This is a genomic window from Euzebyales bacterium (assembly GCA_036374135.1).
Taxonomy (GTDB): Bacteria; Actinomycetota; Nitriliruptoria; order Euzebyales; family JAHELV01; genus JAHELV01.
In genome coordinates this window covers 24,547-35,799 of sequence record DASUUK010000108.1, presented here as the reverse complement: position 1 = coordinate 35,799, position 11,253 = coordinate 24,547, and the positions used below count along the sequence as shown (strand labels likewise).

At 70.8% G+C, this 11,253-nt stretch carries 11 protein-coding genes; 8 read left to right on the top strand and 3 right to left on the bottom strand.

The genetic code is table 11. From position 1 onward, the window contains the following. Positions 1-340: 340 nt before the first annotated feature. Positions 341-1,324, top strand: coding sequence for a DUF2157 domain-containing protein (locus tag VFZ70_17455; protein ID HEX6257600.1), 984 nt, complete (start codon positions 341-343; stop codon positions 1,322-1,324). Positions 1,325-1,515: 191 nt separating this feature from the next. On the opposite strand, the gene VFZ70_17450 is transcribed toward VFZ70_17455, so the two are convergent. Then, positions 1,516-1,782 (bottom strand): DUF1876 domain-containing protein, encoded by a 267-nt coding sequence (locus VFZ70_17450; protein HEX6257599.1) that lies wholly within the window; start codon positions 1,780-1,782, stop codon positions 1,516-1,518. Between the two features lie 298 nt (positions 1,783-2,080). Here VFZ70_17450 and VFZ70_17445 point away from each other — a divergent pair, with 298 nt between their 5' ends. After that, on the top strand, positions 2,081-3,391 hold the full coding sequence (locus VFZ70_17445; GenBank protein ID HEX6257598.1) for a phosphoribosyltransferase family protein: 1,311 nt from the start codon (positions 2,081-2,083) through the stop codon (positions 3,389-3,391). 74 nt (positions 3,392-3,465) lie between these two features. On the opposite strand, the gene prs is transcribed toward VFZ70_17445, so the two are convergent. Next, on the bottom strand, positions 3,466-4,455 hold the full coding sequence (gene prs / locus VFZ70_17440; protein HEX6257597.1) for a ribose-phosphate diphosphokinase: 990 nt from the start codon (positions 4,453-4,455) through the stop codon (positions 3,466-3,468). Between the two features lie 49 nt (positions 4,456-4,504). Here prs and VFZ70_17435 point away from each other — a divergent pair, with 49 nt between their 5' ends. Next, positions 4,505-4,729 carry an Hsp20/alpha crystallin family protein gene (locus VFZ70_17435; GenBank protein HEX6257596.1) on the top strand — a complete coding sequence of 75 codons (225 nt, stop codon included), beginning with the start codon at positions 4,505-4,507 and terminating at the stop codon, positions 4,727-4,729. 66 nt (positions 4,730-4,795) lie between these two features. Here VFZ70_17435 and VFZ70_17430 read toward each other — a convergent pair whose 3' ends face one another. Next, on the bottom strand, positions 4,796-5,605 hold the full coding sequence (locus VFZ70_17430) for an HPF/RaiA family ribosome-associated protein (protein HEX6257595.1): 810 nt from the start codon (positions 5,603-5,605) through the stop codon (positions 4,796-4,798). Between the two features lie 206 nt (positions 5,606-5,811). Here VFZ70_17430 and acsA point away from each other — a divergent pair, with 206 nt between their 5' ends. From acsA to VFZ70_17405, 5 genes are read left to right on the top strand one after another with little or no spacing between them, the layout of a single operon-like run. Next, positions 5,812-7,653, top strand: a complete 1,842-nt coding sequence (acsA, locus tag VFZ70_17425) for an acetate--CoA ligase (protein HEX6257594.1) — start codon at positions 5,812-5,814, stop codon at positions 7,651-7,653. Beyond that, positions 7,650-8,660, top strand: coding sequence for a pyruvate dehydrogenase (acetyl-transferring) E1 component subunit alpha (gene pdhA, locus VFZ70_17420; GenBank protein HEX6257593.1), 1,011 nt, complete (start codon positions 7,650-7,652; stop codon positions 8,658-8,660). The genes acsA and pdhA overlap by 4 nt, the downstream gene beginning before the upstream one ends. Further along, positions 8,657-9,640, top strand: coding sequence for an alpha-ketoacid dehydrogenase subunit beta (locus VFZ70_17415; GenBank protein HEX6257592.1), 984 nt, complete (start codon positions 8,657-8,659; stop codon positions 9,638-9,640). The genes pdhA and VFZ70_17415 overlap by 4 nt, the downstream gene beginning before the upstream one ends. Next, positions 9,633-10,952, top strand: a complete 1,320-nt coding sequence (locus VFZ70_17410) for a dihydrolipoamide acetyltransferase family protein (GenBank protein HEX6257591.1) — start codon at positions 9,633-9,635, stop codon at positions 10,950-10,952. The genes VFZ70_17415 and VFZ70_17410 overlap by 8 nt, the downstream gene beginning before the upstream one ends. Continuing rightward, positions 10,949-11,197 carry an acyl carrier protein gene (locus VFZ70_17405; protein HEX6257590.1) on the top strand — a complete coding sequence of 83 codons (249 nt, stop codon included), beginning with the start codon at positions 10,949-10,951 and terminating at the stop codon, positions 11,195-11,197. Before VFZ70_17410 ends, VFZ70_17405 begins: the two co-directional genes overlap by 4 nt. Positions 11,198-11,253 lie beyond the last annotated feature (56 nt).

Genomic DNA, 11,253 nt, shown 5'->3' with positions numbered 1-11,253 from the left:
AGGAACCAGGCCACGGCGCCGATGACGACAACGATGAGCATCCCGACGGCACCGGCCGCGACGGCAGCCCACCGTGACCTCGGGACCTGCCGCTTCGCGGGCCCTTGGGTCGGGTGGGGACGTGCGCGTGTGGGCGTGCGCGCAGTCATCGCATCCTCCAACCATCCCGGACGCGCTCCCCCCGGTGCCAACCACCGGGACCGAGAGGCGGCCGCCGACGGCACCTCTCCCAGGTGTGTCGCATGGCACTCGGACCGCTCGGCCCGGCGGGTGCGGGTACGTGGACCTGCCGCTCGGGTCCGGCGGGTGGTTGACTGACATGGACGGCTGGAGGTGTCTGATGGCTGGGCGGTTGGACACGTCGGAGCGGCGACTCGCCGGGACCCTGCGGGAAGCGGTCGCCCAGAAGATCATCACTGAGCAACAGGCCCGGCAGATCGCCGACATCAGGGCCGGAACACCCGAGGCGCCGACGGTGCGTGCGGCTGGCTGGGTGCGGCCGCTGGTGGCCGAAGCTCTCGGGTACGTCGGCGGCGCACTGGCGTTGCTCTCGAGCGTGATCCTCATCGAGCAGTACTGGGCTGAGCTGCCCCCCTGGGGTCGGGTGACCCTACTGGCTGCGACCGCGGTGGGTCTGTTGACCGCCGGAGCGCTCGTACGTGTTCGTGACGGTCCGCTGGATCGGCTGCGTGGGTTTCTGTGGCTGCTGTCCGCCGTGGCGGTGGGCGGCACCGTCGCCATCGGGCTGACCGAGTACACGGCCCTGCAGGACTCGGAGTTGATGCTCGCGACGGGTGTGGCCGTCGCCGTCTACGGGGTCGTCCTGTGGCTGGCACGTACGGCCAGCCTGCAGCAGCTGGTGGTGTTCGCCGCGGTACTGACCGCAGTGACCGCAGGGATCGGGGCGGCCGAGCCTTCATGGGTCGAAGCGACCGGCCTGGCCGTCTGGATGGTCGGGATGGTGTGGGCCTGGGCGGCCTGGGTGGGGTGGATCCGTCCGCGACGTACGGGTCTACTGATCGGAGCCGCAGCCGCGGCGCTGGGGCCGATCACCGTCCCCGACGACCGGTACGGCTGGATCCTGGCCATCGGGCTGGCGACCGCCGGGCTGCTCGTCGCCGTCAGCATCCCGGCACACGAGACAGTTCTGCTCGGTCTTGGGGTGGTGGGCATCGTCGCCTATGTCCCCCGGATCGTGTTCCAGTACTTCGGCGACACCCTGGGTGCGCCCGTCAGTCTGTTGATCACCGGGGTCGTCCTCGTGGCCGTGGCACTGACCATCGCCCGAGCACAGCACCGACCTCAACCGGAGCACCGGCAATGATCGAGACGACACGGCCACACCGGTGCGCGGCATGACACGACGTACCCAGAGATGAGCAGTCAAGCGACGTCCAATACACGAGCACGGTCGCCGTCGTCCGAGGAGGCACTGGTCGGCGGATGTGCCACATTCGGGTCGGCGGCTGTGCGTTCCTGCGACCGAATGCCGGCCGGGGACCGGGAGACGGACCCCTAATCGTGCACGTGGACCGGGTGGCCCTCGCGGTGCTCGATGGCGTCGGCAGCCGAATCCAGGAGCTTGTGGGCAAGGTCCGACAGCGCGCGAGCGGTCGCGAGCTCTTCGCCGATGTGGGGTACGTTCGGATCGCTGGGATTGCGCCGTGCCCGACCCCAGCCCCCGAAGGTCGTGGCGCCGATCGTCGTGACTGCCTTGGCGTTGGTTGTGGTCTCGGTCTCGTCCACCAGTACCTCGACCGTGAAGACCTTCTGATTCTCCATGCTCCACCTCGCCGTGCTGACCCCATCAAGGGTGCCCGCACCGACCGTCCGCTTCCAGAGGCGAGTGGCCTGCGGCGGTGGCCCGAGCGTCCCCGAGTTCGTCCGCGGCAGTGATCAATGATGGGCGGATGTCCCGACACCTTCGATGCCGGTGATCCCGCATGACCACGAGGAGCGGAGCGCGCGTGCCATGTTCTGACGGACACCGGCCTACCGGCGCAGGTTGCCGTGACCTTCGTCCTGCACCGGAGGCACTGGCTGAAGGAGAGTGCAGGTGGCGACAGCCCGGGAGTCTGACATGCGGTTCACAGATCGACGCGACGCGGGCCGACGGCTCGCCGAACGCCTCACCCCGCTGCGAGCCGAGACGCCCGTCGTTGTGGGATTGCCGCGCGGAGGCGTACCCGTCGCGGCCGAGGTCGCCGCCCGCCTGCAGGCGCCACTGGACGTGCTGATCGTGCGCAAGCTCGGCTGCCCATGGCAACCGGAGCTGGGCATGGGCGCCATTGGAGAGGGCGGTGCACGAGTCCTCAACCACGACCTCATCGCACGGCTGGGCGTGACTGCGGCTGAGCTGGACGTTGTCGCCGCGCGGGAGCAGGCGGAGCTCGCGCGGCGCGTGCGCGCCTACCGTGGAACGACAACCCGCGTCCCGGCAGCCGGAAGAGTCGTGATCGTCGTCGACGACGGGATCGCCACCGGGTTCACCGCACGCGCTGCGATCACCGTGCTCCGCCAGCAGGGCGCGCAGCGCGTCGTTCTGGCCGTTCCCGTGGCGCCGCCCGAAACCGTTGAGGAGTTGCGCGGTGTCGCCGACGACGTGGTGTGCCTGCAGACACCGGCATGGTTCTCCGGGATCGGCGCGTTCTACACCGACTTCACCCAGACCAGCGACGCGGAGGTCCGACGCCTGCTGGCGCAGGCGAGACAGGAAGGGACTGTCGTCGGCGCCGCGGCCTCCGCGGATCCCGACGACTCCGATCCCGCCCGCGACGTCGAGGTCGCCGGCGACGGTGTACGCCTTCCCGGCAACCTCGGCATGCCCGAGGACCCCATCGCGGCGGTGATCTTCGCCCATGGCAGCGGCAGCAGCCGCCTCAGCCCCCGCAACACCATGGTGGCAGGCCGACTGAACGGTGCCGGCCTGGCCACGTTGCTGTTCGACCTGCTGACGCCGACGGAGGCGCTCGACCGCGCCAACGTCTTCGACACCTCCCTCCTCGCCGACCGGCTCGTGCAGGCCACGCGATGGCTGCGCCGGCAACCCGAGATCGGCGAGCTGCCCCTCGGCTACTTCGGCGCCAGCACTGGCGCCGCGGCCGCACTGCGGGCCGCCGCTGCACTCGGCGACGGCATCGCCGCCGTCGTCTCCCGAGGCGGCCGACCCGACCTCGCGGGACCCAGCCTGGCACGGGTGACCGCCCCCACCCTGCTCATCGTCGGCGGCCGCGACGAGATGGTCCTCGAGCTCAACCGCCATGCCCAGCAGCGCATGCGCTGCACGTCCCGGCTCGAGGTCGTACCAGACGCTGGCCACCTGTTCGAAGAACCCGGCGCGCTCGACACCGTCGCCGACCTCGCCGCACAGTGGTTCGCCGCTCATCGGTGACGCACGAACCGACCGGTGTCGCGCAGTCAGGAGCGTGTTTGCACGTCCGTCGCCTTGGCCGGCCCCGCCGGTGCTCAGCGCAGGTGGCGCTGTAGGCCCGACGCCACGCCTGGCGGCAGGTCCGCGCCGGGCGAGAACCGGGCCGGTTCGTGGAGCGCGCCGGCCAGCAGTCCCGCGACGCTGATGACGTCGGCGGCCGGCAGGCGACGACGGACGTCCGGGAGGGTGTCGGTTACGAGGAGCCGGTCGACCGACAGACGGTCGAGGGCGTCCACGACCGCGCCCGAGAACACGCCGTGGGTCGCGGCGATCACCATCCGTTCGCGCGCACCCGCCCGCGCGAGGACCGCGGCGGCCGCGGCGATCGTCGCCCCGGTGCTGATCATGTCGTCCACGATGACCGGCGTCCGCCCGGCGACCGCACCGACGACCTGGTCCGCGCGCACCTCCGTTGCCGACAGGCGGGCCTTGCGCACGACGGCGACCGGGAGGTCGAGCACCGCGGCGTACCGCTCGGCGAGCTTCACGGCCCCCAGGTCCGGCGCGACCAGCACGGGATCGGCGGGCAGCGCCGAGGCCAGTGCGCGCGCGAGCGGTGGCACCGCCGTCACGAGGGTCACGGGCACCGTGACGACCGCCTCCAGCGTGGGAGCGTGCGGATCTACGGTCACGATGCGATCGACCCGCGCACCACCGAGCATGTCCGCGACGACGCGCAGGCCCACCGCCTCTCCCGGCGACGTCCTGCGGTCCTGTCGGGCGTACCCGAAGTACGGCACGACGGCCGTGACCGTCCGCGCGCCGGCGCGGCGGCACGCGTCGACCAGTAGCAGCAGCTCCAGGAGGTGGCGGTCGGCGGGCGCCCCGGTCGGCTGCACGAGGTGCACGTGCGCACCGGCCACGCGCTCGTCGACGGCGACGTGCAGCTCGCCGTCGGGGAACCGTTCGATGTCGGCGGCGACGGTCTCGAACCGGCCCGCAGCGGCTATGGCGCGCGCCAGGTCCGGATGCGCGGTGCCGGACACCACGACCGATCGGTCGATCACGTCGTCGCGTCCGCGCATCCGCCCGCCATCCATCGCTCCTCCCGACAAGGCTGTTGCACGGGGCGCCGTGCCCGCCGATCGTACGCAGTCGCGGACTCCGCCACGACGTCGGACGTTCCCCTCGCGCCGCGAGCTGCGTCAAGGCTCGTTCTCACGGACGCTGGCGCTGCCCGCCGGCGTCACCGAGGACGACATCACCGCCAGCTACGAGCAGGGCATCCTCGAGATCCTCGTCCCGATGCCGCAGCCCCCGCAGCCCGAGGGGAGGAAGATCGCGGTCCCCACCAAGTGACCCCGGTCGCCCGAGCCGCACCCGGCAGTCTGGTACACGGGCTCGGTCGGCCGGCCGCACCCGACCTCAGGCGGTCGCCACGGTCACGTCGTTGGTCGGCGGCGTCGCGCCGTCGGCTGTGATCAGGCCGTAGTGGCCGTCGTAGCGGCGGTAGATGACCGCCCCCCCACCGGTTGGCGCGTCACGGTAGAACACGTACGGAGCGCCCGAGAGGGTGAGCAGCGCCACCGCCTCATCCTCAGCCAGCGTCGGCGTGGGCGCCGGCTCGGGAGCGAGCCAGCCCTGCGCCGCAGGCAGCGATCCGGTCGACGCGATGGCGGTGCGGCCGTCGGGGCGGCGCGCCACCACACACGCCGTCCCGGTGTCGGCGCACATGAACAGGTGGAAGTCGTAGTCGAGGCGGTCCATCTCCTCGGCAGCCTCAGCCGGGGACAGCGCATGCGGGGCGAAGGTCTTGCGCCGCACCACCCGCCGCTCCTCGGGCGGCCGATCGAAGTAGGGCGGCCGATGGGTCGGTGCGTCACCATGCCGCCACTCGTGTGGTTGTGCCGCGCGTGGACCACGCGTGCGCAGCGCGTGGCGCCGCGCGGCGAGATGCTCGAGCTGGTCACGCAGGCGGTCCTCGAGCAGGTCGATGGCCTCGCGCATGTCATGGGCGGCGACATGCGCACGGACCAGTGTCCCGTCGACGTCAAGGGACGCCTGCGCAACCACCGGCCGCGCGCGCGCCGGATCGCCCGCGACCCGCAACGTGACCTGCGCGGACCGGATCGGATCGGACACGAACCGGGTGACCCGGCTGATCTTCTCGCGTGCGTAGGTGATGATCGCCGGACCCGCGTCGCTGTGGACGACGATCTCGACCGGGACGTCCATGGGATCCTCCGCGCCGGGCTGTGCCCGCCCATGGTCGGGCGCGTCACGCGCGACGACAGGGCCGGGTGGTCCACAAACCTCCGCCGTCGGGCCCCAGCACGGGCCGGTGTGATGCCCGCAAGACCCTTCGATGGCGGGGCAGATGACCTGTGTGACGTGGGGCGGGCCGTCTACGGTCCCTGTATCAGGCGAGGGTCGGAGGGCCCATGGCCGCGAGCGAGCTGTCGGATCGAGCCATCCGGCCGGGGGCCGCGGTCGCGGCGACGTCGCCGGTCGTCACCAAGGACGTGTCGACGTTCGCCGTCCCCCCGAATCTCGTCGACTACGACCGTGCCCGGGCCACCTTTTCGTGGGACGTGGCCGCGCATGAGCTCGATGGGCTGCCCGGCGGTGGGTTGAACATCGTCTACGAGGCGCTCGACCGGCACGCACGGGGACCGCGGCGCGACAGGACGGCGCTGCGCTTCATCGACCACGGCGGCGCCGTGACGGATCTCACGTACGCCCAGGTCCTGGAGCTGTCGAGCCGGTTCGCCAACGTGCTGGAGGAGCTGGGTGTTCGGCGCGGCGAGCGGGTGTTCGCGCTGCTGGGGCGGATCCCGGCCCTGTACGTCGCCGCGCTCGGCACCCTCAGGCACGGCAGCGTGTTCTGCCCGCTGTTCTCCGCGTTCGGACCCGAGCCCATACGGCAGCGCCTCGCCATCGGCGACGCTGTGGTGCTGGTCACAACACCACGGCTGTACGAGCGCAAGGTGGCTGGCATCCGGTCCCGCGTGCCGGCCCTCAACCACGTGCTGGTTGCCGATGTCGAGCGCGACTCCGAACGGCTGCCCGACGGGACGACCGACCTCGACGGCCTGATGACGCGCATGTCGCCGACGTCCACCGTCGCGGCGACGAAACCCGACGACCTCGCGCTGCTCCACTTCACCAGCGGCACGACCGGCACGCCGAAGGGCGCCATGCACGTCCACCGCGCAGTCGTCGCCCATCACGCCACGGCACGGTACGCACTGGACCTGCACCCCGACGACGTCTACTGGTGCACGGCCGATCCCGGCTGGGTCACGGGCACGTCCTACGGCATCATCGCCCCGCTCGTCCACGGCGTGACGAGCATCGTGGACACGGGAGAGTTCGACGTGGCCCGCTGGTACCGGATCCTCGAGCGGGAACGCGTCACGGTGTGGTACACGGCGCCCACCGCGGTGCGCCGGCTGATGCGCGCGGGGCCTGAGCTCGCCGCGGACGCGGACCTCGGACACCTGCGCTTCATCGCGAGCGTCGGCGAACCGCTGAACCCTGAAGCGGTCGAGTGGGGCAGCGCCGTGCTCGGCCCGGCGATCCACGACAACTGGTGGCAGACCGAGACCGGCGCCATCATGATCGCCAACTTCGCCGCCAGCCCGATCCGTCCGGGATCGATGGGACGCCCGATGCCCGGCATCGACGCCGCCATCGTGCGTGTCGACGCGAACACCAGGCCGGTCATCTCCGACGGCGCACCGGAACTCGTCGACACCTCCGGCGTCGAGGGCATGCTGGCGCTGCGGGTCGGCTGGCCATCGATGTTCGGCGGCTACATCCACGAACCGGCACGCTACGCAAAGACCTTTGCCGGCGACTGGTACCTGACCGGCGACCTGGCCCGTCGCGATGCCGACGGCTGGTTCTGGTTCGTGGGCCGGGCCGACGACGTCATCAAGTCCGCCGGTCACCTCATCGGCCCATTCGAGGTCGAGAGCGCGATCCTCGAGCACAAGGCGGTCGCCGAAGTCGGCGTCATCGGCAAACCGGACCCGCTCGCCGGCGAGATCGTCAAGGCCTTCGTGGCCCTCAATCCCGGTTACGAGCCGGGCGCGCGGCTGCGCCTCGAGCTGCTCGGCCATGCACGCACGCGGCTGGGCGCGGTCGTCGCGCCCAAGGAGCTCGAGTTCGCGACAGATCTGCCGAAGACGCGCAGCGGCAAGATCATGCGGCGGCTGCTCAAGGCGCGGGAGCTGGGCCTTCCCGAGGGCGACACGTCGACGTTGGAGCGCGCACCATGACCACCCCTGTGCAGTCGCCGTCCGAATCACTCGATCGCGATCACGCGCTGGACCTGCTGCGCCGCATGCTGCTCGTGCGCCGCTTCGAGGAGCGCTGCGCCGAGCTGTACACGCAGATGGCCATCCGGGGCTTCCTGCACCTGTACATCGGGCAGGAGGCGATCGCGGCGGGAGCGATCGGCGCGCTCGCGCCAGACGACGCCGTGGTGGCCACGTACCGCGAACACGGGCACGCCCTCATGCGTGGCGTGTCCGCGCGCGCGGTCATGGCCGAGATGTTCGGCAAGGTCGAGGGGTGCAGCCGCGGCCGTGGAGGCTCGATGCACCTGTTCGACACGGCCACCCGCTTCTACGGGGGCAACGCCATCGTCGGCGGGGGGCTGCCCATCGCGGTGGGGTTGGCGCTGGCCGACAAGCTCGCCGGCCGGGCACGGGTCACCGCGTGCTTCTTCGGTGAGGGCGCCGTCGCTGAGGGCGAGTTCCACGAATCGCTCAACCTCGCCGCCCTGTGGGACCTGCCGGTGCTGTTGTGCTGCGAGAACAACCGGTACGCGATGGGCACGGCGTTGCGCCGCTCCGAGTCCCAGGTGGACCTGAGCCTGAAGGCCGCGGCATACGAGGTGCCGGCGTGGCCCATCGACGGCATGGACGTCGTGGCCGTCGAGGATGCGGCTGCCAGGGCGGTGCGGGCCGTGCGCGCAGGTGGCGGTCCCCACTTCCTCGAGTTCAAGACGTATCGCTTCCGCGCGCACTCGATGTTCGACCCGCAGCGGTACCGGACGAAGGAGGAGGTCGACTACGAGCAGTCCCACCACGATCCGATCGCGATGTTCGACGCCCGCCTGCGCGCGGCCGGGATGCTCGATGAAGCGGAACGCGAGCGACTCGAGGCCGGCGTCGACGAGGAGGTCGCCGATGCCGTCGCGTTCGCGGAGGCCGGAACATGGGAGCCCGAGTCTGATCTCGGGCGCTTCGTCTACAGCGAACGTGCAGAGAGCCGGCCATGACGACGACCACATACCGCGAGGCGATGCGCGAAGCCATCCGGGACGCGCTGCATCGTGATGACCGTGTGTTCCTCATGGGCGAGGACGTCGGGGCATACGGCGGGTGCTTCGCAGTCAGCATGGGCCTGTTCGAGGAGTTCGGGCCGGAACGGATACGCGACACGCCACTGTCGGAGTCCGCCTTCGTCGGTGCAGGCATCGGCGCGGCACTCGGCGGCATGCGGCCCATCGTCGAGATCATGACCGTGAACTTCAGCCTGCTGGCCCTGGATCAGATCGTCAACAACGCCGCGACGATCCTGCACATGTCCGGTGGGCAGCTCAACGTGCCACTGGTCATCCGCATGACGACGGGGGCCGGGCGTCAGTTGGCGGCGCAGCACTCCCACAGCCTCGAAGGCTGGTACGCACACATCCCCGGCATCAAGGTGATCGCGCCCGCGACCGTCGCCGACGCCCGTTGGATGATGTGGACCGCGCTGGAGGATCCCGATCCCGTGCTGATCTTCGAACACAATGGCCTGTACGGCGTCGAAGGCGACGTCGACGACGCATCCGGCCCGGTGGACATCGACCACGCGATCATCCGGCGCGCGGGCCGTGACGTGACCATCGTCACCTATGGTGGGAGCCTCCCCAAGGCGCTCACCGCCGCCGAGCAGCTCAGTTCCAGCGACATCAGCGCCGAGGTCATCGACCTGCGGTCGTTGCGGCCGCTGGACGACGACGTGTTCCTGTCGTCGGTCGCCCGCACGCACCGCGTCGTGATCGTCGATGAGGGCTGGCGCAGCGGCAGCATATCCGCCGAGATCAGCGCGAGGATCACCGAGCAGGCGCTGTACGAGCTGGACGCACCGATCGCACGTGTGTGCACCGCCGAGGTGCCGCTGCCATATCCTGCGCATCTCGAGCAGGCCGCGCTGCCACAGCCCGACACGATCGCAGCAACCACGCGCGCCGCGGTGGTCGGTGATGGCTGAGTTCTGCATGCCGTCACTGGGCGCCGACATGGTCGCCGGCACGCTGGTGGAGTGGCGGGTGCAGCCGGGCGACGAGGTGGAGCGTGGTGACATCGTCGCGGTCGTCGACACCGAGAAGTCGGCCATTGAGGTGGAGGTCTACCAGTCAGGTGTGGTCGACGAGCTCCTCGTCGACGAGGGCGCACACGTGCCGGTCGGAACGCCGCTCGCCCGCATCCGCAGCGCAGCCGCCGCCCCGACGCCTTCCGCGACGGCGGCGGCCGAACCGGCCGTCGCACAGCCAGCAACAACGGACACCGCACCAGCACCCGCCGTCCCGCCGGCGGTGCCAGCCCGGGCGGGCCGCCGCGGCGAGCCGCACTCGCCGCTAGTCCGTCGTCTGGCACGGACACATGGGATCGATCTGTCAACGATGACGGGCTCTGGTCCCGGGGGTGCGGTCACCCGTCACGACATCGACGACGCGATCGGCGTCCACCGGCGTCCACGGTCGTCACCCTACGCGCGCAGGGTCGCGGCCGAGCTGGACGTCGATGTCCGCGGGCTTCGTGGCAGCGGCGTGGACGGGATGATCGTGGCGGCGGACGTCGAGGCGGCGGCGAGGTCCGCCGCCGGGAAGCCACGGGCCGAAGCGTCGCCGCGCGACCGTCTCGCCGCGCAGCAGCATGCGACCGCAGTGCTGATGACGCGGTCCAAGCGGGAGATTCCGCACTACCACCTGCAGACCGACATCGACCTGACCGGGGCGACGGCGTGGCTGGAGGAGCACAATCACGAGCGACCGATCAAGACCCGGGTGCTGCCCGCCGCCCTGCTGCTCAAGGCGGTGGCCACGGCGGCGCGTGACGTGCCGGACGTCAACGGACACTGGACCGATGGCGCCTTCCGTCCCAGTTCGCAGGTTCGACTGGGCGTCGCGATCTCGCTTCGCGGCGGTGGCCTCATCGCACCGGCGATCACCGATGCCGACCAGCGCTCCGTCGACGAGCTCATGGCGAGCCTGCGTGAGCTGATCTCCGCCGCCCGTGCCGGGACGCTGCGCAGCTCGCAGATGGTCGATCCGACCATCACGGTCACCAACCTCGGCGACCGGGGCGCCAAGGCAGTGTTCGGTGTGATCTACCCCCCGCAGGTCGCCCTTGTCGGATTCGGACGGATCAGCGAACGGCCATGGACGACGGGCGGGACGGTGGGCGCCCGCGTCGGCGTGACCGCGACGCTGGCCGGCGACCACCGCGTCAGCGACGGGCATCGCGGCAGCCGGTACCTGGCGACCATCGACCGCCTCCTGCAGGAGCCTGACCGACTATGAACACGACCACCGACCTGCGGCGGACCGTGCTGGACGTGCTCAGCACCATCGCCCCGGAGGTCGATCCCGACACGGTCGACCCGAACGACGATCTGCGTGCGGCGTACGACCTCGACTCCTTCGACTTCCTCAACGTGCTCGTCGAGCTCTCCGACCGCACCGGCGTCGAGATACCCGAGAGCGATTACGAGCAGGTGCGCACACTGGGCCGGTGCGTCGCCTACATCCAGTCACGACAGGCGTAGCCACAGTGCGCCCTGGTACGAGCGACGGTCCCGCACCACGGTGTGCACGGACGGGG

Bases quoted from the DNA above. Each gene is read 5' to 3' on its own strand.
- VFZ70_17455 (HEX6257600.1), top strand. From the start codon at position 341: ATGGCTGGGCGGTTGGACACGTCGGAGCGGCGACTCGCCGGGACCCTG.
- VFZ70_17450 (HEX6257599.1), bottom strand. From the start codon at position 1,782: ATGGAGAATCAGAAGGTCTTCACGGTCGAGGTACTGGTGGACGAGACC.
- VFZ70_17445 (HEX6257598.1), top strand. From the start codon at position 2,081: ATGCGGTTCACAGATCGACGCGACGCGGGCCGACGGCTCGCCGAACGC.
- prs (HEX6257597.1), bottom strand. From the start codon at position 4,455: ATGCGCGGACGCGACGACGTGATCGACCGATCGGTCGTGGTGTCCGGC.
- VFZ70_17430 (HEX6257595.1), bottom strand. From the start codon at position 5,605: ATGGACGTCCCGGTCGAGATCGTCGTCCACAGCGACGCGGGTCCGGCG.
- acsA (HEX6257594.1), top strand. From the start codon at position 5,812: ATGGCCGCGAGCGAGCTGTCGGATCGAGCCATCCGGCCGGGGGCCGCG.
- pdhA (HEX6257593.1), top strand. From the start codon at position 7,650: ATGACCACCCCTGTGCAGTCGCCGTCCGAATCACTCGATCGCGATCAC.
- VFZ70_17415 (HEX6257592.1), top strand. From the start codon at position 8,657: ATGACGACGACCACATACCGCGAGGCGATGCGCGAAGCCATCCGGGAC.
- VFZ70_17410 (HEX6257591.1), top strand. From the start codon at position 9,633: ATGGCTGAGTTCTGCATGCCGTCACTGGGCGCCGACATGGTCGCCGGC.
- VFZ70_17405 (HEX6257590.1), top strand. From the start codon at position 10,949: ATGAACACGACCACCGACCTGCGGCGGACCGTGCTGGACGTGCTCAGC.